This window comes from Variovorax guangxiensis (assembly GCF_003952165.1).
GTDB lineage: Bacteria > Pseudomonadota > Gammaproteobacteria > Burkholderiales > Burkholderiaceae_C > Variovorax > Variovorax guangxiensis.
The window spans coordinates 72,015-94,950 of record NZ_RXFT01000016.1; the positions used below are offsets into that span (position 1 = coordinate 72,015).

Genomic DNA, 22,936 nt, shown 5'->3' on the forward strand with positions numbered 1-22,936 from the left:
TGGGTGGGGTCCGGCGTTGCGGCAGGAAGAGAAGAAAAGGGAAGAACAGGAAAAAAGAAAGCAGTCCGGTGCCCGCTCAGGCTTCGAGCTGGATCAGCAGCAGATCGAGCAACTGCACCACCTGCTGCGGATCGGTCACGTTGGCGGGCAGCACGGGGCACAGCACGCCCTTGTCCTGCATGCGCTGGGCGTAGGCCTCCAGCCCGGGCTCGGGGTGCGTCTCCATGCGGCCCACCGCGACCACGCAGGCGGTCTTCTCGATGAGTTCGGCGAAGCCATCGAGATACACCTCGAGATCGGCCAGCGGATCGGGACGGCTGTTGTCGACCAGGACCACGAGGCCCAGCGCGCCGCGCGCGAGGATGCGCCACATGAAGTCGAAGCGCATCTGCCCGGGCGTGCCGTACAGGCGCAGCTTCTCGCCGTTGTCGAGCGTGAGCTCGCCGTAGTCCAGGCCGACGGTGGTGGTGGCCTTGGCGACCGAGGCGTCGTTGTTGCGCACCTCGGTGCGCACCGGTGGAATCTCGCTCACCGCGGCGATGGCCGTGGTCTTGCCCGCACCCATGGTGCCGGTGAAAAGAATCTTGTGCTCCACGCTGTTCAGGCCCTCGGTCCGGATGACAGCAGCCCCAGGCGGCTGCGGATGCGCGCGAGCAGGCCCGGCTCCACGGTGGCTCGCGGCGCGGGAGGCGCGGGAGGTGCGGCGTGAGGCGCCTCGTTGCCGGTTGCGATGTGCGAATCGGGCCAGATCGACTCGGGCGCGCGGCTGTTGGCGAAGCCGGTGGCCCCATGGCCACCACCACTGCTCGCGACGAAGCCCGCGCGTTCGAGCGCGGAGATGAAATCCGCGCACTCCTGCGCGCTGGCGTTCGAGCGCTGCTGCAGCGCCTGCAGCGAGGCCGGACGACTCGCGAGCAGCGTGGCGAGCTTCATGCGCATGGTGGTGTCGAGCAGCGTCGACGAGGGCCAGCGCAGCAGCCGGTATTCCTCGCTGCGCGCGGCCTGCTCGTTGCGGCTGCGCGAAGCCGCGGCCAGCCCGAGTTCGCGGGCATGGACCACCATCGCGCCGAGGCGGTTGAGCATGGCCTCGAGCGCATCTGCATGCAGCGGCAGGCGCAGGAACGGGCCGCGCGAGGGTGGCGTGTCGCCGATGGTCAGCAACGGCACCGGGCGGTCGGCCGGGTCTTCTTCAGGCGGCGCCGCAGCGAGCTTGTCGCCCACCACGCGGAGGTCGGCGTCCTCGACCTGCCAGGCCCAGTGCTGATGGGTGCGATGGTCCAGCAGCCGGACCAGGGACTTGAAGAGCAGTTCGTCGCGGGCCGGCAGGCCCTCGACGCTGAAGCTCAACAGCGGCCGGCGGGCACGCGAGGCGGCGACCGGCGTGTTCATGGACAGCCCCGGGACAGGCATGCGACGGCCGAAGCTGGCCGCACCAAATTGGGGCTTTCTTGCGGCTTGAACTGCAATTCCGGAGCTCCCCATGATGAACATTCACAGGGAGACGCGACGTCTGCCCTGGACTGAATGCCTAAGTGTTATGAGAATGTTTCTGGGAAAATATAACATTCGTTGCAAATAAAAACACTAGATTACAGAACCCGACTGTGGCCTACGGGAATCGGTGGGGAGGGGTGTGGCGAGGCGGCGACGGAATGGCGGATGGCTCGCCACTCCATGCACGTCGATGTGGCTGTCAGCCTGGCTGCGCGACTTCGTGAAAGCCCCGCGATCTGTCCCGCGCACGAGCTTCCCTCTGGGCAAGTCCAGGGCTGCCGGGAACTACCATCGGAACGTGGAAAAACAAATGAAATCTGCTGCCAGCCTTCTCGCATTTCTTCTGGCAGCCATGACCGCTCATGCCCAGACGAGCTACGAGCAACTGTCCCCCACCGCGCGCAAGAGTTACGACGCCTGTACCGATGCGGCAGCCTCGAAGCCAACGACCGAGGGCGTCCGCATTGCCATGAGCACATGCAACCGCCGCTTTTTCTCCGAAGAGCCATCTGCGGCGGCGGAGACCATGGACACGGAATCGTTGGCGGCCGCAATTGCCGAAGGCTTCAACAAGGAGCAGCAGCTACCGGAGGACGTCATCAGCAGGTCCGCCGTAGCCATCGGCAAGCAAGTCATCATCAAATACAAGGTGCGTTCGGGAGCTTGGGCTCCCGACAGTTTGGCTCGGAGGAAGAAGTTCGAGAATCTCGCCAAGGATGGTTGCGAAGTCTTCTCGGCGATTCCGGAGTTCTCGACTGGCGGGCTTTCGGTCACTTACATCTACGACGATGACGAAGGAAGTCGGCTAGCCAAGATCGTTACGAGTCAAAGGCACTGTGATCTGATTCGGTATCGCTAACGTCTCCCAGCGGGGAGCACCTGGCCGAGAAAGGTGCGAGGGCAGATCAAAGAAAAAAGTCCCGTCGCATGAACTGCGCGGGACTTTCAGAAACTGCCAGAGATTGATTCTGGCGGAGAGTGTGGCCGCCAAATTATAAACCCAGCGCCACCCAACAGCAACCAGCAAAGTACAAAAAACCTTTGGCCGCAAGCACTTACGCAAAGGCCATTGCCCAACAAAACCCAATGCGGTTTATTGGCAGCCAGTTCAAAAAATGGGCAAAAACAGGGGCATTTTTTAGGGTGCCACCCGGTAAAATTTGGGCCTAAAAGCAGCCGCCTATTAGTTGCAAATCCAACAAGGTACAGCTAGGCCCAAAAAAATGACCCGCCACAACCTACTAACCATCACCAGCATCAAAAGCAAAGCCAAAAAGCCCGGCTACCACCTGGACGGCCGGGGCCTGTACCTGCGCGTGGCCCCTGGCGGAAGCCAAGCCTGGATACTGCGCTACACCTTCCTGGGGCGCGTCCGCGACATGGGGCTTGGCTCCCTGGCCGACGTGAGTTTGGCCCGAGCTCGGGAACGCGCACAGGAGCACCGGATTCGAATCGCCGAAGGCATCGATCCCATCCAGCATCGCGAGCAGAGGAACATCGAACTCAAAGCAGCCGCCGCTCAATTGGCACAAGCTGCTGTCACCTTCAAAACATGTGCCGAGGAATACCACCGCGAACACGCTGGCGACTGGAAAAACGAAAAGCACAAGGATCAATGGATCAATACGTTGACCACCTACGCCTTTCCGCATTTTGGTGCTACACCTATGCGCGAAGTTGGGAAGCCGGAAATCCTCAAGGCGCTGACGCCGATTTGGAAAGAAAAGGCCGAAACTGCTGATCGCCTCTTGCAGCGGATTCGCAAGGTAATCAATTACGGTGCGGCCAAAGATTATTGCGGTGGCGTGGATAGCGAATTCTGGGAACAAGTCCGAATCGCGCTCGGCGCCAACAAGAAGGCCCGCGAGGTTGAGCACCACCCGTCTTGCCCGCATCCGCAGGTCGGCGCGCTGCTGGCGCAGGTGCGCGCCAGCACAGCAACAGCTACGGTGCAACTCGCCTTCGAGTTCGGCGTGCTGACGGCTGCCCGGTCGGGGGAGATTCGCGGTGCTCGCTGGTCAGAGTTCGACGAATCTCTGAGCAACTGGACGATTCCGGCCGAGCGCATGAAGGCTGGGCGTGAGCACCGAGTCCCGCTGCCGAACCGAGCTACCGAAGTGTTGCGAGCAGCGCGCGCCCTTCAAGCGGAACGGGAGGCCGAGCGCGACGGCGCAGCGAAGACTGCCGAAGCCAACGATCTGGTGTTCCCCTCGCCGCGCGGCAAGACCTACAGCGACATGGTGTTCACGCAGTTGCTGCGCCGCCTTGAGCAGCCGTACACGATGCACGGCTTTCGGGCCAGCTTCCGCACGTGGGGCATGGACCACACGCAGTACCCGGTTGAAATGCTGGAGTTCGCGTTGGCCCACTTGGTCGGCGATCAGACGGTGCGCGCCTACGCCCGTAGCGACATGGTGGAAAAGCGCCGGCAGCTGATGGAGAACTGGGCAATCTACATCGCGAGCCAAGCGACCTCAGCCGCGTAGTCGAATCCTTTACTGTCCACGCCGAAATAGAAACTGAGCTTCCGGGGCTAGCGCGCGTGCCGGCTCTGAACGCCCAATCAGCACCGCCACTCGGGAGAGCATACGACAGGCCCCTCCGACAGGCCTGCCGAGCAGGTCTACTCCGCAGCTTCTTTAGAAAACTGCGTTCTTGCGAGATTTCGAAGTGCAGGCACTTCCTTGTCGAAAACCGCTTCCATTCGCCTCACATGATCGACAAGCCATTCGATCATCTTCGGCCACGTATCACGGTTATGGCCTTCAAAGGGCGCAGCGCACTCGATGAGCGAAACCTTCTTGTCGTCCATTCGCCTCCAAGAAAGCGCCTCACCGAACTCCGCATCCAGTTGTTCCCGACGGGCATAAAGGTGGTCAAACAACGCCTTGTTCGCCTCCTTTGACCGCGTCCCAAGCGCAAAGTCCACACGCGCCTCGTCTCGATTAAAGATCATCGAGTAATAGATGCCGCTCGCCCCCGAACCGGCGTTGAGCCAGATGTCTCGGCTCGGGCTCACATTGGCATAAAGGCCGACATTGGACATCCGCAGAGCCTCAAGAGCTGCATGCCAGAAATCCGTACGCAGTTGATGGCGGGTCGCTTGACCGCGCTCGGAAGATTGCTCTTCATCCTCCTTCTCGGAGATCCCAATCATGAGTTCCTCGGCTTCAGGCAGCGGTATCACCTGCTCCACCGTAAGGAAAAGATCGCCACCGTCTTTGAATGGGGTTACTCTGAAACACTTCACAAGCACGCGGTGCTTCAAGAGCCATAAAACGGTTGAGGTTACTTCTTTGCGAAACTGCGCAGCCACCATGATTAGGCGCTGGTCGTTCCCGGGGTTGAGCACCACCTCGGCAAATTCTTCCTGCCCCAGGAAGTCACAGATGAGGGCCTTTGCATCTTGCCCAGGACCGGACTTATCGAGGTACTTCTGGAATATCTCGGCAATCTGCGATTTCGACAACGTCGAACAGTAGGACGCATACTTGAGTGCCTGCCACACGACATCTTTTCCGGAGTCGTCCAGCTTGTTTTCAATGATGACCAAGCCTCCGCTCTTGTCGATAGCTAGAAGATCTAGTCTCTCGCGGGTGTCATCGAAGCCATCAAATTCCTTTTGAATGATGAGCAGGTCTTCACCGAGAGCGTCAGGCTGGTTCGCGAGCCATTCCTGCAGATGGTTGCGCTCTGTGAATCCAAGCTCCGAGAAACTGAACTCCTTTACCTTGAGGATACGGTTCGATGTAGGATTGATTCGAAACATTGGGGCCGAGCAAGCTGACGATCAGATATCGGGCTGAAACAGGCAGACGCGGATTCCGACTTCGCAAGCTTTCAGTGCGGAATTGAGATTGGCGTGTCCGAAATGATTGGTGCCTGAGCCGTCAAGCTCACGGACCAGAGGCCCTCTGCCTCCTGCTTCGGCACCAGCAGATCATAGGTTCGAACCATATCGAGCAGGCCGGAGTGGCCGTAGGACTTCGGCGAGAAGGCCGGGTCGGTACGTTTGAGGTACTGCCCAAGCGCACCCAGACCAACCTTGCCTTCGGAGGTATCGCTAGCAAGTAAGCTGACTGCATCGACGATGAACCGAGGCCTGCGCTTGACTACCGGTTTGGCCGCTTCAGGCTTCGCCGTCTCGGGCTTCATGACAGCCCTTTCAGGCGTATCCACTGCCAGTTGAACAGCTTCAGACCTCGCCCATTCGAAGAACTGATCGCTGGCATTGCGGAGCGCATCCGGCGTCTTGGCCTCGCCAACGATGCAGACCGTCGCGCCACGCTCGCGTAGTTTCCGACAAAGATAGGCAAAGTCGGAATCACTGGTGACCAAGCAGAAGGTGTCGGCCCGGTGATCGAACATGGCCTCCATCGCATCGAGAGCCAGCGCGATGTCTGCGGTGTTCTTGCCGGCCGCATACTGGTACTGCAGGCATGGGGTGAACGCCAACCGGACCAGAGCCTCCTGCCACTTGTGAGCCAAGGTGCCGTGATTCCCATAGCCACGGCGCAAGACGACACGCCCAAACTGGGCGATCACGCGCAATGCGTACTCGAGGATTTCCGGGGTGACGTTGTCGCAGTCCACAAGGACTGCCACTCGAGTTTCAGCACTTGCCGACGCAGGATCCATCCGAAGGCTCGCCTCAGCGGTACCGGGCGAGCAGCGCCTGCAGTCGCTCCTTGGCTGGCGGCTTTAGACGCTCCGATCCTGCAAGCTCGCCAGCTTTGGCAAGGAGGCTGCTTTTCGCTTCGGCTTGCGAAGTCTTATAGAACTGCACAAGCTGCTGAGCATTGTCCGAAACAGCCACGGGGACTGGCTTTGAGCTGCCCCGATAGATCATCTTTTCCGGTCCTGGCAAGACACCGGATAGCTTAGGTTGAAGCACAGTCAACATCGCGAGCTGGATGCCGATGGCCTCGACGTATTCCTCTTGATACCACTTGCCCTGGCTTTTCTCGAACGCCGTTTCGTAGCGCTGAAGAATAGGTGGCAGTCCGTTGAGAATCTCGTTCGTGGCCTTCTCATTGCCGACGCCTGCGTGGGCGAGGCCATAGAACACCATGGCCGCGTTGTCCGCGTTCAAGACCGTGTCAACGCTCCTGCCGCCCTCGTCATGCAGCCAAAGGGGCTCATCTGGATATGCGACTTGTCGCTTCTCTGCCGCTCGCAACGCCAATACGTATTGATTCAAGAGGCTGGAGCTTTGGATTGCCGGATATGGCAATGCGGGCAGCGTGGCACGCCCGCAAGCAGTCGTCGCAACGACGGCACAAAGCACAAGCACTAGGCGGAGTTGGGGAATCTGCTTCATGTCACCAGTGTAATCATTGGTAACCAGAAAACCATCCCATATTCGTGCGAGTCGACTGGTGAAACTACTTACATTTCTTCATGCCGAGAGGGCCAGTTGATGCTGCCCGCTCGCCCTCCCCAAATTGCGACTTCAGATCTCGAATTCCGACAAGGATTTGCCCGCAGCCAGCACGTCAACTACCCACCTGGGCTTTCGTCCACGACCACCTGACCAAGTTTCACCGTTGGCATTACGGTATTTGGGAACCCCGATAGGGCGACCACCTTTGCTGCCTTTGGACGCAGCGAGCTTCAGGTCAGCAGCGGTGATGCCGTACTCCGCAATCTGCTTGCGTACTTCCTCGATCACCGTACCACGCTCGACTGCGTGAAGTTCCTTCGCTTGCTTCTTGAGTTGAGCAATCTTCTGCTCTTCTTGCTCGATTTGCAGGTTGATGTCGGCGAGCGATGTCATTCGGGTCTTTCCAAGTGAGGTTGAGTGCTTGAATAATTCCGCAATTCATTGCGGCGCACGCATTGTGCTTGCAAACCTCCGAGGGTTTATCCGAATTTCGAACGCCTATGACTTATTCACCCGAATGGTGAGTGAGTTGATGATTGAATGCTGGGCATGCCAGAGGAGTTGCTTTTGAGGTTCAGCCATCGCCAATTTTCTTGCGCTCTGCTCTCCGCGCTTTCTGATCAGGAACTCTTTGTGGATGATTTCGCCATTGAAGCGGGTTCCAGCGATCCAGGATGCCGGATTTGTTGGTACTGATGATTCGCTTTGACTTCTCGCGCTTGAGAATTGTGGGACGCCGCTCCCGCTCTTCTCTGGCGGTGCTGTGTCGTTTCACCGCCGGTGGATTCACATACGGATGGCACCTGTGAACCGCTTGTAAGGAATCTGGGCATAGACCGACACGATCTCGTGCCAGTGCTCAAGCAACTGGCGAGGCACCGCATGCGGGTCGTTGGAGAAAGCTTTGATGTGAATCGCGCGATCTTGCTCCAGCCTGACGAATGTCAGCCCCAGGCTCGCACTCCCCCAACGATTGAAGTCAAACCAGCTTGCGCTCGAGCCGTCGCTGGACAATGCCCCGATGACCGGATACTGCGGGTAGTGCCCCCAATCGCCAATAGGACGGCCCAGCATTCCGTCGAGAAAAGCACGACCGTCCTGGGTCGATCCATAGGTCAGGCTCGCCACGCGATGCTGCATCTCACGTTCCACCGCGACAGCGTCGGTCTCGAACGTCACATAAGCCTCTATGTGCGAATGGGGGGCGACGGTTGCGTTGACCTTGCCATCGCTGACGACTTTGGCATCTGCGGCAAAGTAGAAGAAGTACTCACCGAACGGCTCACGGCCCCATGAATAGATATCGTCGAGGACGCCCGGTGCATCTGTATCGACGGGCCTTTGCATCAGGATGTCCATGGTCGCGTTCTTATCAAGTGCAGTTGCAGAGCCGAGTAGCTCATGGCGATATTGTCCGATAGCGGAAGTCCAACCTGCAGGTCGATGACCCATCAATTCGTCGAGTTGAGATTCATGTTCGCTGACTTTCTGGTTGCGGGGGTCGATGTCGACCAGAAGCATCTTGCGTGGCGATCTTCGCCTCGCGCACGACTTCCTCGACCGGATGGACCCGCGCCATTCCCTGCATCTGTGCGAGCTGCCTTTGCCGTTCGGCAATGGCAAGGCGCTCTGCATCCTCGCCATAGCGGTAGACACTGAACGCTTTTTGCAGGATGTTGCCCGGACCTACCCATGTCTTCGCAAGCCACTGTCGCGGACGACCGTCGGGCCACACGATGCAGGTCACGCCCGGGATGCCCGTCTTGTTATTGCGTCGCACCTTCTGGGCGCGCTCCTTGCGCGCGACTGGCGGGTGGGCCGCCACGATCTCATCGCGCCACGCTTGGGCCAGTGCGAGTGCCACATCCCGCCCTCCAAGCTTCGCGAACGAGAACGTGCGGTTGAAGCGCTGTCGGTTGCGTTCGATCTTGACCCGCCAATGCGTCTGATGTTCGACGACCCCGTACATCGGCGCGCTTCGCAGGCCATTCGACAAGCGGTCGGCTTGTTGGCTATGTACGAGGTGAGTATCGTAGTGGGCCACCATGAGCAACAACTGCCGTTCGCGAGCCATGATCGCCAGTTCGCGTGCAGCCTGGCTTTCACGGGTGAATCGGTGGACTCGGCCAGGGCGGGCATCGGGGATTTGCGCGCCAACATCAAAATACTCACGCAGCACCGCGCCATTACCCAGAGGCGTTTCCGCCCACCAACGTTCAGGGCGTCCATTGACGTCCCGTTGAAGCCGGATGCCACCCGGTTTGCCACCACACAATGCCAACTCGATGATGCGCCATCGGGTGATCTCGCGATGAGTGGCCATGACGTCATCGCGCCACTGCTGGGCTATCGCCAGCGCGGTTTGGACGCTACGTTCAGGGCGGTCTTGATTCCCGCCTTCCGAGCTTTTGAAGGCCTTGCGATGCGATATGCCATTGCGAGTGATCTCGACCACCCACCCGGCTCGTGCATTGCGCACGATGCACTGCATCGCAACGGGGTTGGGCTGGCCTTTGGGCATTGCGGTTTCTAGAATCTCGCATTGAGATTGAAGGCAAGCATCAAAACCCCGATTCCCACGGCATGGCCTCATCCGTGCCGCTGGACCCGCAGTACGCCCAGGGCTCGGAACGCCTGTAGCCGCCATAGCCAGTACTGAACTGCACCTCGTATGGCGGCAGCAATGATTGGTGAGGTGACTGCCGATACATCCGACTCAAGGCACAGGATTGCAAGGCCTCATTCATGGTATGGACGCCCAGCTAAAGGTCTTGTCGCCGCTTGCACGCCTTGTGTCCCGTCCACGCGTCGCTGTATGCCGGCTCCACAATGACAGGAAGCGACGTGTCGCCGATCTTTTGGGATACTGTCAACAAGCACTGGAGGCCGAGAATCTGGCCCTGAAGTACATATTGCGCGTCCGCCGTCGTGGCACGAAATGAAGCGGTCACACTGCATGACATAATTCCACTGCCGTAGGCATAGCCGACAAGAATGTCCTTGTTGACAGGAATCTTGTAGACAGTTTCGGCATGCTCCGGTTTCGCAGGCTCAGACTTGAAAAATCTTCCGCAGCCGCGGTCGTCGGCTATCGAGAAACTCAACGTCTTGGAGCCAGCACTTCCTGGTCGCCAACTTGTTATCTTTGAGGGGACGACTAGCATGGCGGACGGACCGTCATCGCTAGGCACGTACGGTACTGCCGAGACACAACCGCCCAGTGATATGGCCATCACAACGGCAAGAACTCGTTTCAAGCAACCTCCACCAAGTGTCTGTGCTTCACTCAGAAGCTGGCATTCAGATTAAAGCCCAGCGTGACCTTCGCAGTGCGATAGCCCTCCGGCTTGCTGATCGGTGTGCCGACGAAGAAGTCGTAGCTCAGTTTGCTCCACTGGCCTCGCACACCGACGACTGCGCCAGCCAAGCTGCGGCCGAGCAGATCGACCGTCGAGCGGCCGCCGACATGGCCATAGTCGGCACCGACGTACAGCTCTGCCCCGCTTTGACCCACGGCCCATCCGATGTCGTTGCGGATGAGCCAGCCGCGCTCGCCCATCAGGCTTGTCTCTCCATCGAAGCCGCGCACCGTGTAGCGCCCGCCGATAGCGAAGCGGTCCTGCGGCGTCAGCGGCGTGCGATTCCACTGGGCGCGGATCAGGCCGGAGTAGCGCATCTTCTGCTCGCCCAGCTTGAAGGGCGCGTTGAGGCTGATGTCGGCGGTATAGAGCTTCAGGCGCGAAGTGCCCTCGCCGAACTCCTCTTCCGGCGCAGCACGCGAGCCGAAGCCACCGGTGCCGCGCTTGTAGGCCAGCGTGCCTTCCAGCGTCGCGTCACCGATGTACTCCTTGTGATTGAGGCTGAGCTCCCAGCCACCGACCACGCGGTGCTGCACCTCGACCTCGGTGTCGTCCACGAAGTTGCGCGACTCACGGCGCCAGCCCTTGATTGCCACGGTGGTCTTTCGGCTCTGGTCGCGGTAGACGAGACGTGAGAGCTTGACCTCGGCGTTGTTGGTCTTGCCGGCGTAGACGTAGTCCTGGTTCAGGCCGGTCACGCTCTGGTGGTACTGGCTGTTGGAGGCCGTGAGGCCCAGCAGCCAGTAGCCGTACGGCAGCGAGTAATGAACGGTCTGGCCCTCGGTGCCCTTGGCTGGGTCGCCGAAGACGTGGTTGTTGATGTTGTGGTTGGCGCTGACGTAGAACAGGTCGTTCAGGCCGAAGGGGTTGTCCAGGGACAGCGTGGCGCCGGCCTGGTAGCGGCCGGTGGCTTCGGTGCCACTGTCGTCCAGGCTCAGGGTGACGCGCCACTTCTTGGACTGGACGTATTTGACGACGAGGTCGCTGTCGCCGGGTTTGGCGTTGGGGGCGGTCGAGGGTTCGATCTGGATGTCGGCTTCGGCGGTCGGAGCACGCTTCAGGTTCTCCAGACCCTGCTCGATGTCGCGCAGGTTCAGCAGGTCGCCGCGGCGGGCTGGGATGGCGGAGGCGAGCAAGGCGGAGGCACCAAGCAGTGTCGACGAGGACTCGGCCGTGGTACGAATGGCAGCAATCCGGCCGGGCACCAGCGAGAGCGTCAATGTGCCAGTCGACAAGTCCTGTGGGGCAGCGAGGGCTCGGGTGGTAACGAAGCCGCGGGCGATGACGGCTTGCTGGGCGCGGGCAAGAACCACGTTGACGCCAGCCGTGCCGAGGCAGCGGCTAACAGGTGAATCATTGCCTTCGGGACCGGACAGATCGGCGACGGCCCACTGGAAAGACTCGGACTGTTCGCCAACCAGCAACACGCGGTCGATGCGAAAGCACGGGGACTCGGATTCGGGGATGCGCTGCGCGGGCGCAGCCGGCGCGGCCTGCGGTCGTTGATCGGCGGTGCGCTCGTTCTGCTCACGCAAGGCGCGCTCACGCTCTTGCTGCCGCTGTTGTTCGACAAAAGGTTGGGGGGTGCTAGCTGATTGAGCCCACGAACACAGTGATAGTCCCATGAGACAGGCCATCCATGCCCCTTGTATGGCCGTAGGTAAGCCAACTTGGCTGCGTCTTTCCAATTTTCCTCCCAGCTCGACTTCTTATTTTGAGAAACTCAATCACTTGAGGCAAAGCTCAAGAAAATGAAATTAAACCCTTGGCCGTGTCACGGGCTCATTCTTCGTAATAAATTTCGTCCACAACAAATGTCTTGCAGATAAAGGAGTAATCGCGAATCTGTCGAATTTCTTCCTCAGCAAGCCACTTCGAGGGTGCCAATTCAAGTTTACTTATCACCCACTCAAGGTCTGCAGCGGCTTGACCAAAGGTAGGAAACTTCAAATACTCCTCTCGCGAGAGAGCGTCCCACTCCATTTTTTGGGTTGTAAGAGATTCAACTTTCCCACCAACTCCATCATGGACGACAAAGAATAGCTGGTTGCAATCTCCATGGCCCAAAAAGAAAGAGAAGCCTGAGATAAAAGCAAAAACAGAAGATCGAAAAACCGAATCAACAGGATTGGGCTTGCCAAGCGATTCAGGATAAGCGTAGATCTCATCCATCAATGAGATCATTCCATCCTCTAAACTTTGATAGTCAAATTTGAGAGTTACTTCTTTGACTATCAACTGATCCCACAACCCCTCAATCTGCTCCCTCAGATCAAGCTTTCTGGGAAAGCCAACCTCTTTAATTCTGATTTCAATGTTTTTGTAGAAAACCTGAGCGCAAAAAGCAGAAAACACCATCTGCCGCTCTACAGGCAGCGCGCTTAGCCGCTGAAAGATTTTCTCAAGTTGCGAATTTTTTTTGATCTGAATCAACATTTACTGTCCTCGATAAGATAGCCAGCGATCTGTTCCTGTACCATTTTTTGACGCTTTGTTTGAAAAGGTCACGCCAGGAGCATTTGTTATTGGTATTCCACTGGTTGTCTGGAAAATGGTGCTATTGCTTTCACAATTGGTGCACATTGGCTTGCTGGGGGCAAGAACGATGGATTTAATTTTAACCCCAGGCAGGGCTTCTGCAATATTTGTGACGATTGCATTAACGGAATTCCCTTCCGCATGCACATTTACGCCACCTTTTGCCAAAGGAACAATGCCGTTGGCTGTAAGGAAGTCTCTAGCGTCACGGCTCAAGACAGTCCCGCCGCTCTGAGAACCCACCAGAATGGTAGAGCCGTCTTCCAGTGTGACGCGTGAAATGTTGATCGTCTTGTAGTTGCCAAGCTGTGCGTCCAGTGACTTGGCCAGCGCAACCAGTCCCTCGTCCCCTGCGGTCTCGTAGGCCTTGGCCGTATCAAGTGCCTTCTGCCGGAACGCCGCGGAGGCCAGTGTGTCGCTAGCCAGTGGAGTCCCCATCGCATCGATCATCTTCCCGATGTTCGGACTAATGGGAGGCAAGGGCGCGGCGGTTGCAGAGCCAGTAAACCATTGCTTGACCCCCGTGCTGAGTCCTCCCACGAGATCAGATGCAGTCTTCCACGTGATCCCCGCAGTCGAGCTGACTGCCTCCACAATCGCGGCGACCCTACCAAGGTCACTCGTCGCTATAGAGCCTTCGGCCGCAAGCCCGAACTCCACGAAGGCAGCACCAACGACCTCGCGCTGAGTTGGCGTGAGCGGATAGCCCGAACAGTCGGTTGCGGCGGCGCAACTTTGAGCCAATGCCAGGACACCAGCGACGACGACGTTGCTCATGCTGCGAACGCCGCCCGTATCGTTCTGGTTGCGGAAAGCCTGATACAGCCCGGCAGCATCATTCAGCGCAGCACTGAGCGTATCCAGATTGGCTTTGCTGGGATCGAGCAAGGCAGCTTCTTTGGCTGCGGCCAGCTTGGTAATCGTGCCCTGCTGGGCTTTGTCGACCACATCCCATTTGATGCTTGTCGTGATGCGGCAACCAAGGTCATCACCGCACGCGGCAAGTTCCGCGCGTTTCTTGCGCTCTTGCGATCCACTCAGCTTGTTGTTGGCCGCTGCGTTCGCACCGGCCGCTGAGGCGATATCCACAGCAGCCTGGCCACCCCCGACGAGCGCCCCTGCCAGACCGGCCATCAACCGGCTGATCTGGACCGTTTGATCCTGATACGCAAGATTCCCGTCGGGGTTGTACAGGTCCGCTGTCAGGTGACCAACCAGTGCACCAATCGCGCCCGCACCACAGCCACTTCCAGAACTGATGCCGCTGGTACCACCTGCTCGGCCCGCTCCGACGACACACCCCGCAATGACATGGGCGACATTACTGGTCAGCCCGTCGATGTCCGCCTGGCCGATGGCAAAAGCGCTCTGTGCCGCCAAGGTGTCCAGGAAGGCGGTTCTCAACCCATTCTTGAGGTTTTCTTCCAGGCTGCCACCATTGATCGCTGTTGCGACCAAAGCGCGCGCGGTGCTCGCCTGCAAGTTCTGCCCGAGTTGGGTGAAGAAGCCTTGGCTGCCGCCACCGACTGCCGGCAAGCCGAGAGGATTTAAGTCAAGGCCCGCCAACACGCCACCCGTAACGATGGCTGTCAGCAGGTTCTTCACATTGGCACTGCTACCCAGATCATGCAGGGCCCCTGCAAGATCGCCTTGGTTGTTCGCGAGGGCAACTGCCGCTTGTCCCGCCAAGGCTGTGAGCCCCGCAGTCACCGCTCCACCCACAACCCCCGAGATGGTGAGACCCGTCCCAGTCAGGAATGCTCCGCCACCTGACAATGCAACGCCTTCCCCAACGCCGATAGCGGCCGAATTGCCAACTGCTGCGCCAGCACCTTGTGCAGCCCCGAAGCTCAAGTAGCTTGCGACCAGCGTCACAATGGCCGCACCTTCTGGCGTCAGCCCCTGCTTGTCGTAGTCCCAGGTTTTGTGGACTTCCTCGACACGCTGCCAATCGATCTTGCCGCTGAGCTTGGGATCATTGGCTAACTGGTTCACCCAACCCATGCCTGGCTGCTTGGAAAGCTGTTCGATACTGTCACGAGCGCCCAGGCCGGCCTGTACATGATTCGCAGTGACGGACAGGCTTCCAGCGTTGATCTGGTTGTAGTTCGTCGTCTGGTTGGTGCTTCCGTTGTCCCGGTTTACCTGGTAAACCACGTCGCGCCCCTGACTGGTCGTGCGCGTGGTCTCTTCGGTCGTCTGCGTTCCCATCAACAACGTATCAGCGGTCAGGCTCACTTTGCCCGGCGTGTTGATGGTCGTACCCGCCAAGGCCAATGTATCGGCGGCGGTGATGCTGACATTTGCGCCGTTGATGTTGGTTCGGGTCAAGGTCGTGGTATCCACCTCGGTGGCGGTGGTCTCCCTCGCCTTGATGCCTTTGCCGACATCCTTGAGGATGGCCATGCTGCCGAAGTCGTACCAGGCGCTCTTGCTGCTGGTCGTCCCGGTCACCGACTGCTTGTTCGTGGCCGCCTGAATGACGACATTGCCGCCCAGGATCTCGACATCCTTGGCTGCATCCACCAGCACGCCCTGCAAGAAGACACCGTTGTTGCCTTGCAGCAAGATGCCGCCGTTGCCGCTGGTGACGGTGCTTGGCGCAGCAATGTCGGACTTGACCTCAATGCCCGTGGTCGTCGCCTTTCCGGACGGCATGACAAACCCCATGGCGGCGCCAAGCGCACTGATTCCTCTTTTTTGTTGATCCAGTTCGACACTGACGTTCGAGGTGTTGCGTCCTTCTACGACCGTGAGGTTGCGTTCCGCCACTATGGCAACGCCATCCTTGCCGCTGATGCTGGAGCCAATGATGTTGATGTCGTTTTTCGCGCCAATAGAGACAAGTCCACCAGAGAACTTGCTGCCCACACTTGTCGTGGCGTCGAAGCTGCCGGAAAGCTTGTTGTCTGTACGACTGAAGGTTTTCTTGTCCGACCACTGCGCGGAGTAGTTACCAAGCACCTTGGCTTCACCCGCTTCGATATTGATGTCCCGGTCTGCATGCACGCTCAGCAAGCCTTTGCCCGCATCTACGGTCGCCTGACGCGCATTGACGTCACGCCCGGCACTCAAAATCGTGGTGCCGTTGGTGGAGATAGTGCTTCCAAACTCTTGTGAGCTGGCCATCGCCATCGATGTCGTGGAACTAACGCCCATCATGGCTCGGGTCTCTGTCACAGTCCCCAGGTTGACATCGTTCTTTGCCGTGATCGAGGTGTAGCTGCCAGCGCCTTGATTGGAGATGATCCCTCCGATCAGGTTCACATCGCGACCGGCGCTGGCAATCAGCGTTCCTCCCGGGTTCGTCACGTAGAGGCCCGCGACGCGGTCCACGTTCGTGTTGTATCCGTTCGTCTGGGTAGTGGTGCGGATGTTGATGTCGCGCCCCGCATCGATTTTCAGACTGTCGCGAGCGTCGATGCTCCCGCCGATATTGTTCAGATCAGTCTTGGCATTCAGCGTGACGCTGCCGCCACTGATACGACCACCGAGGTTGTTGATGTTGTCGGCATCGATCCTGAGCAGGGTGCGGCCGGCGATGGTGCCCGTATTGACGAGGTCCCCGCTGCCCTTGATATTGAGCGTATCCGCGCTCAGCACTGCGCCATTGCCGTTGATGTCCCCTGGGCGTACACGAACATAGAGCTGCGGAACCAAGACCTGCTGAGTCGAACCGTCGGGCAAGGTCACGGTTTGCTCGACCAGCCAAACGATGTCACTGGTGAGCTGCGCCATCTGCGCCGGAGTCAGGGCGATGCCGGGGCGCAAGCCATACTCCTTGGCAAAGGTCGCGCCTGCGTTCATCAACGCGGCGTATTGGTCTTCATCACTACTGAACCCGTCAAGGTAGCGGTAGCCCGTCAGTTGGGCTACTTGCTCGCGGATCAGTTTCTGCTCGTAGAAGCCATCGCCCAAGCGCTTGAGCGTGTTGTTCGGGTCGAGTCCAAGACGGTCGAGCAGATAGTCGCTGCTTAGCCATTGACGATAGTTCGCGAAGCGTGGATCTGTCTCGATGAGGTATCGATTCCCTCCGTTCAGGCCGAACAGGCTGGCGCGTGGAACGGTGACATTGGGCGTGCTGGTACGAACCACCATCGGCACGGCTTGTCCTCCGGCGCTTGCGGCCCCATCCGTGCCTGTCGCTGCACCTGCGCTCGCCCCGCTGGCTTTGATCACGCCACTCACATTTGACGGCACTTCAACGATAGCGCCCTGGCGCCCACCAGAAGCAACGCCGCCACTGCCACCTACGACGTTACCGACGGTGGTGTAGCCAGCGACGCCAGCGTTGTAGCCCTTAGTCGCGCTCAGATGCTCCTGAGGTTGGTAGTCCGTGAGTTTGTAGGTACTTGTCGTCGTTGTAGGAGGGATATAGAGCGGATCCTCCGGAGGCTTTCCAGGGCGATTGGGGTTGTAGCCAATCCAGATTGCGCTCACGGTGGTATCGCGTTTGCCCGGCGTAGCCTGGTTGTCTACATCAGGCGCGTCCAGAGCGCCGCCCGCCATGATCTGGCTGTCGCGGTTGTAGACGTGACCATCAAGACGCATGTTGCCGCCGGAGACGATGCGCGCTGGGTCTGCCGTCCCCGGGGTGACCGAGTCTTCAGTGACCGTGATGTTGGTGACGGCGTTGGTCCAGCCCTTACCAATCACGCTGACCGTGCCGTCTTCAGCCTTGTGATAGACCAGCCGTGTACTCGGGTCGCCCCACGTGATGAGGTTGCCCTGTGCATCGAACGGCTCCCAGGATTTCCCATCCATCGTGATGATGCTGGGGACCGAAACGGTGCTGCTGTTGGTTGCGACCTTCAGGTGCGTGTCGAGGTTGTTGATGCTGCCCATGGCGATGGACATGTCACCTAACGATTCGATGCTGGCACTCTCGTTGTTGAGCGTACCGCCCTTGCCGGTTGCTTGCCGCTTGGAGTCCAGGGCGCCACCGATAAACATGTCACCGGAACTGAAAAGCAGCGCATGCTCGCGGTTATTGATGGTGCCCGCGCCGATATCCAGGCTGTCACGAGCAGCTATCGTTCCAGCTTTGGTGACACCATTGGCCGTCTCTGCATCATTGTTGAGCGTACCCGCCGCAATGGAGACTGCGTCGCCGTAGATGCGTCCAGTGCCGATGTTGGTCAGTGTTCCCGCATTGACCTGCGTGCTTCCCTGGCTGTCGATCAGGCCACGGTTGGTCAGTGTTCCCGCGGCGTTGATGACGGTGTGCGTCCCGGAAATCTCCGCGTTGACGGCATTCTCGACATCGTTGCCACTGGCCGTGACGGTTCCACCCGCCAGCAGCTTGCCGTTGTTGGTCAGCTTGCCGGTGGTCGCATACGTGAGGTTGCCGCCAGCCTTGACGTCGACGTTGTTGGTCACATCCTGCGCCAAGGCAATGCGCAGGTCATTGACGCCCACGGTCGTGCCGTCGCCGCTGAAGCCCTTGGCGTCGATCTCCAGCTTGCCGAATGCGGCGGTCTGAACCTTGCCGTCCGAGCCGAGCACAGCGGCCGTGCCTGCGATCAGCGTGCCGCCGGTGTTCACGACGCTCAGCGTCTTGGCGCTCGGATTGGCGGCGTTCGGATCGACGAGCTTGAGGGTGTCGCCGGCTGACATGAGGCCGCCCGAGGAATTGTCCACGGTGCCGCCACTGGTCACCGTGAGGTTCTGCGCCGCACGCACCGCGCCCGTCTGGTTCCCAAGGTCCGTCGCATTGATCGCGACGTTCGTGCCCTCGATGCCCTGGTTTGTGCCGCTGGTGCTGGCGTTGTTGACGTTAGCAGCGTTCAGGGTGAGGGTGTCGCTGGAGCGCAGCAGGCCGCCGGCATTCTGGACAGCACCGGCATTGACCGTCAGGGCGCCGACCGCCTGCGTCTGGCCGCCGCTGTTGTCGTAGGTGGCGCCGTTGGTGTTGACCGTGACGGTGGACTGCCCGATGACCTGTCCGCCAGCGGTGTCGGAGAAGCTTTGTGTACTGGCCCCGATGGCGCCCTTCGCGCCGATGAAGCCGGCCGCGTTGTCGAGCACTCCTGTCTTCAGATCGAGCGTGCTGGCGCTCGCGATGCCGCCCTGGCCACTGGTGTAGCCGGCGGCGTTGGTGTTGGTGAGCGCCTGACCGTTCGTGTCGATGGTCATGGCAGCACCCGACTGGGCGAGGCCTGTGTCGTTGTTGAGCGCCCCTGACTTGATATCGACAGCGGTGGTCGCAGCGATTGTCCCCTTGGCGCTGTTGTCCAGGGCATTGCCGTGCGTGTCGATGCTCAGGCTGTTGCCGAAGACCTTGCCGCCCTGGTTGCTCAGGCCACGGTTGTCCAGCGTGGTGGTGCCGCCAGCCTGCAGCGTGCCGCTGTTGTTGGTGGTCGTGCCCGTGGTCCTGACGGTCAGGATGCCATTGACGGCTGCGGTCGCCCCTGCGCTGTTGTCCAAGCTGGCGGCGGTGACCGTGGTGTTGCCATTGGCGGCCAGCGTGCCGCCTGCGTTCGTCGCAGCTCCGCCGACAGTGGCGTTCAGGTCCCCAACCGCCGTGACATTGCCAGTGTTGTTGTTGAAACTGCCTGCCGCGATGGTGGTGTTGCCACCGGCGCCGATGATGCCCTTGTTGCTGTTGTCCAGGAGGCCACCAACCGTCAGATCGAGACTGGAGGTTTCTGCTGCGCGTATGGTGCCGCCCTGACTCGTCAGGCTACCGGCCGCGATGTTCGTGTTGCCATTGCTGGCAATGGTGCCGGAGGTGTTATCGACCGCGCCCACGACCGTGATACGGGTGGCATCGGAGCCGGTCTGAACAATCTGGCCGCCCCGATTGCTGAGCGAGCCGGCGTCGATGGTGATCTGCTTGGCGCTGGTCGCTGCCTTGCTTCCATCCTGATTGAAAGTGCCCGACATGGCGACAACCAGCGCATTGTTCGCCGTGATCTGGCCGTCCGTACCGCTGAAGTTGCCGCCCGTAAGGGTCAGGGCGCCGCCCCCGGCATGCTCGATCTTGCCGGAGGCATTCGTGATGGATGCGCCTTGGAGCGTCAGATCCTGGCCGTTGCTGGCGATGCGACCGCCGTCGTTGTTCAAGGTGCCGCTGGTGGCGATGGCCGTCGCACTCGTGCCGGTCTGCACGATCTCGCCGCCGTTCGTGTTGGCGAGGTTCGAGACCTTGACCTGCAACTGGCCGGCATTGAGCTGACCGGCATCGTTGACAAGGGTTTGCGCGGCGTTGCTGTTGGCGGTGACGGCCAGCGTGCCTGGAGTGACCACCGTGGCCTTGCTGGTGGTGACGTTGCCCTGCGTGGCCGTGATCGCAATGTTGGCCGCGCTGGTCTGGCTGGCGGAGAGGTCGACGCTCTGACCTTGCAGCGTTGCGTTGCCGGCCGCGAGGTTGGTGCCGTCGGCGACGAGTGCGCCTGAGGCGGTGACGCGAAGATCGCCGACGCTGCCAAGTTTTCCATCGCTCTGGATACCCGCGCCCAGCACGCCCGAGTTGTTGCTCTGCACGCTGCCGGCTGTGAGCGTGGTGTTGCGTCCCGCCGTGATGCTCCCATCGTTGGTTAGCGCGCTACCGACCGCAATGGTGACATCGTTGCCACCACGCAGACTGCCTCCATTGGCCAACGAGCCTGCCTGGACGCCCAGATCGGTGGCCGCATTGATGCTGCCACCGTTCGCATTGGTCAGCGCGTTGGTCACGCCGAGCTGCACACCGGCCTGTGCGGACTGGATGCTGCCCTGGGTGTTTTGCAGCGAGTCGGACTTCAGCGTCAGCGCCTGGTTGGAAGCCAGGGTGCCGCTGTTGTTGATGGTGGCTCCAGCTACGTTCGCGGTCAGTGCGCCTGCGGCCGAGATCGTGCCCCGGGTGTTCTCGACTTTGCCGCTGACCGAAAGGTTGGCATCGGTGGCGCTGGTCAGCGTGCCGTCCGTGTTGATCAGGTCGCCGCTGGTGGCGATGTTCAAGGAACCGGCGTTCAGCTTGCCACCGGTGTTGTCCAGTTGTCCGACGTTGGCGCTGAAGCTGTTGCTGACGTTGAGAGTGCCGCCCGCGTTGCTGAAGTTCGGACCGGTGACGGCCATGGTGGCCACGGAAAGAGTTCCACCCGCATTGTTGATCTGCGGCGTTTGCAGGGCGATAGGACCGCCTGCGTAGATGCGGCCACCGTCGTTCAGGATGCTGCCAGCCGCTGTGATGGTGCCGGGTGAGGTGGGAACGAATGGAGCCGGTGCTGGTGCGGCAGTGGAACCGCTGGAGCTGGTGCCCGTCCCGGAGGTGGGCGTGCTGGGGCTGGTGGTGGTGCCGCCTGTGCCTGCACTGCCTCCAGTTCCAGCGCCTGTACCGCCACCCGTGCCAGCCGTCGGCGTCGACACAGGTTCAATGCCGATCACGCCGCCATTCGTGTTCGACAGCGTTGGTGCGGCAATTGTGAGACCGACGCTGCTGGTCTGGCGGATCGTTCCGCCACGGTTGTCGATGTCTCCGGCGCTGGCGAGCTCGACGCGCGTGCCTTCGAGCGTGCCGGTGTTCTCGAGCCGGCCAGCCGAAGTGACGATGAGATTGCCGTTGCTCGCGCCGATGTTGCCAGCGTTGCGCACGCCGAGACCAGCTTCCGTCCCCACCAGGAAGATATGGTTCGCGAACATCCCGCCGAGCTGCGAAACATCCAGGGCGAAAGTCGGCGGTGCACCAGTGCCTGTGGTCGGCGTGATCTGCGAGCGGTCGGCCGAGACCGTGTTTGCACCAGTCACCACCTTGAGGTCGTTCGCATAGATCGCTGCGTTGACCTGCACTGCCCGCGCCAGAATCGCGGCGTAGTCGGTTTTGCTCACATCAAGGCCCGTGCCGTTGATGGTGATCGTGCCGCCGCGCACGACATAGGAATCCAAGCCACCGAACGCATTGAATTGGGGTTGGCCCGTGGTTAGCGTGACGCCTGCCGCGTTGATGAAGGTGCCTCCCCCGACCGCGATGCCCGATGGGTTCGCAAGGATGAACTCGGCGCGCTGGCCCGCGATCTCCACGGGGCCATTGATGTACGACGGATTGCTGGAGCTGACCTCGTTGACGATCACCCTCGCCGGGCCTGTTGCGAGGTAGGGATTCCCATTGATCCATCCCCCAATGGTCGACTGCACATTGCCGCGTGAGTTGTTAACAACCACACCTCGGCCGGAAACGTCGAACTGGATGTACTGGTTCCTGGAGACGCCAGCTGCACTCGGGGTCGTGGGGTTGATGACAGGGATGCCGTTGGGCGCCACGAGGATCGTGGGACGCTGACCACCTGGGGCCATCGGGTTGGCGACGATCTGTGCGTGGGCCGCGGGCATCGAGAGCAACCCGGTCAGCGCAACGCCGAGCAGCATGGGAGCGAAGGCAGGGGCACCGGCAGCCGTCGTCGCCGTGTTCGATCCCTTGCCAGTGCTCACGGTCGTCTCCGCTACGACCATGCGCATGCCGCGCGCAGCATTGAAAATGATGCGAAAGAGCTTCTTATTCACCGCCCGAACTCCCTGAGAATTTTGAGTAACCGTGACGGTCTTGTATCAAAACGCGTCAGAGCTCCATTGTCAGGGTACGAAAGGCCTACGCGAAGGGCTGCCGGATGTCAGCCTGCGTACAAGGTCACGAATAAAGAGGCGGCAAATCTCAAGAATTCTTGTGGCTAATACTTAAGCATTGAAGTGAGGTCAGCCTTGGCCTGCGCCGCGTTAACGGCAGGGAGGTCGGCGATGACGAGGGGCGCGCTGCCGCCGCCCCAAGAAACTCGAACCCGCGCCGTGCCGGTCATATGTCCGATAAGCGCGTTCGCATTTCGCGAAGCCAGCCGACCTGGCAGCTCCACGTTGACCTAAACTGCACACACAGGTACATTAGTACCGCGTGGGGGCCTTGCCTTTACGTTAAGAGGCTTGCCTCTCCCTTTACCATTCAGGGCACGACTGCAACGGTCAGCCCCGAAGCCAGTTCCGCAACTAGCGCGACCGGCTTTTTACTTAACGCGCTACTCTTTTTCCGGCTGGCACTCCAGTCGTTGAATCACATCCACCAGACGCCGCCGTTTCGATGGGGCGAAGCTTTGGGCTGCCGTCTTTGCGCAGGCCGAAGGCTTTTTTCTGTGCCGGATCGCGATGGAATGCGCCATCGCTTTACGTATCCGGCTGACTAGCGCGCTTTCCCAAA

At 60.1% G+C, this 22,936-nt stretch carries 13 protein-coding genes; 2 read left to right on the forward strand and 11 right to left on the reverse strand.

Annotation, left to right across the window (positions count from 1 at the left end; translation table 11 throughout):
- Positions 1-76: 76 nt before the first annotated feature.
- Positions 77-595, reverse strand: a complete 519-nt coding sequence (locus tag EJP67_RS28045; RefSeq protein ID WP_126025017.1) for a GTP-binding protein — start codon at positions 593-595, stop codon at positions 77-79.
- A gap of 5 nt (positions 596-600) precedes the next feature.
- The gene (locus tag EJP67_RS28050; RefSeq protein WP_240650807.1) at positions 601-1,389 is read right to left on the reverse strand and encodes a hypothetical protein; all 789 of its coding nucleotides are present in this window, start codon (positions 1,387-1,389) and stop codon (positions 601-603) included.
- A gap of 415 nt (positions 1,390-1,804) precedes the next feature.
- Here EJP67_RS28050 and EJP67_RS28055 point away from each other — a divergent pair, with 415 nt between their 5' ends.
- On the forward strand, positions 1,805-2,353 hold the full coding sequence (locus EJP67_RS28055; protein WP_126025018.1) for a hypothetical protein: 549 nt from the start codon (positions 1,805-1,807) through the stop codon (positions 2,351-2,353).
- A gap of 364 nt (positions 2,354-2,717) precedes the next feature.
- Entirely contained in the window at positions 2,718-3,980 is a 1,263-nt protein-coding gene (locus EJP67_RS28060; protein WP_126025019.1) for a tyrosine-type recombinase/integrase, read from the forward strand.
- Positions 3,981-4,117: 137 nt separating this feature from the next.
- Here EJP67_RS28060 and EJP67_RS28065 read toward each other — a convergent pair whose 3' ends face one another.
- The 9 genes from EJP67_RS28065 to EJP67_RS28105 all read right to left on the reverse strand — a co-directional run bounded on the left by EJP67_RS28065 (position 4,118) and on the right by EJP67_RS28105 (position 22,254).
- Positions 4,118-5,263, reverse strand: a complete 1,146-nt coding sequence (locus EJP67_RS28065) for a DUF4268 domain-containing protein (RefSeq protein WP_126025020.1) — start codon at positions 5,261-5,263, stop codon at positions 4,118-4,120.
- Positions 5,264-5,334: 71 nt separating this feature from the next.
- On the reverse strand, positions 5,335-6,132 hold the full coding sequence (locus EJP67_RS28070; protein ID WP_126025021.1) for an NYN domain-containing protein: 798 nt from the start codon (positions 6,130-6,132) through the stop codon (positions 5,335-5,337).
- A 13-nt stretch (positions 6,133-6,145) separates the two neighbouring features.
- Complete coding sequence (locus EJP67_RS28075) at positions 6,146-6,814, reverse strand: hypothetical protein (protein ID WP_126025022.1); 669 nt, start codon at positions 6,812-6,814, stop codon at positions 6,146-6,148.
- A 132-nt stretch (positions 6,815-6,946) separates the two neighbouring features.
- On the reverse strand, positions 6,947-7,270 hold the full coding sequence (locus EJP67_RS28080) for an H-NS histone family protein (RefSeq protein ID WP_126025023.1): 324 nt from the start codon (positions 7,268-7,270) through the stop codon (positions 6,947-6,949).
- A 393-nt stretch (positions 7,271-7,663) separates the two neighbouring features.
- Positions 7,664-8,398 carry a hypothetical protein gene (locus EJP67_RS28085; protein ID WP_126025024.1) on the reverse strand — a complete coding sequence of 245 codons (735 nt, stop codon included), beginning with the start codon at positions 8,396-8,398 and terminating at the stop codon, positions 7,664-7,666.
- Positions 8,349-9,398 carry a hypothetical protein gene (locus EJP67_RS28090; protein WP_126025025.1) on the reverse strand — a complete coding sequence of 350 codons (1,050 nt, stop codon included), beginning with the start codon at positions 9,396-9,398 and terminating at the stop codon, positions 8,349-8,351. Before EJP67_RS28090 ends, EJP67_RS28085 begins: the two co-directional genes overlap by 50 nt.
- Before the next feature lie 765 nt (positions 9,399-10,163).
- Positions 10,164-11,873 (reverse strand): ShlB/FhaC/HecB family hemolysin secretion/activation protein, encoded by a 1,710-nt coding sequence (locus EJP67_RS28095; RefSeq protein WP_126025026.1) that lies wholly within the window; start codon positions 11,871-11,873, stop codon positions 10,164-10,166.
- Positions 11,874-12,018: 145 nt separating this feature from the next.
- The gene (locus EJP67_RS28100; RefSeq protein WP_126025027.1) at positions 12,019-12,672 is read right to left on the reverse strand and encodes a hypothetical protein; all 654 of its coding nucleotides are present in this window, start codon (positions 12,670-12,672) and stop codon (positions 12,019-12,021) included.
- Entirely contained in the window at positions 12,673-22,254 is a 9,582-nt protein-coding gene (locus EJP67_RS28105) for a two-partner secretion domain-containing protein (RefSeq protein WP_126025028.1), read from the reverse strand.
- Between the last annotated feature and the right edge of the window lie 682 nt (positions 22,255-22,936).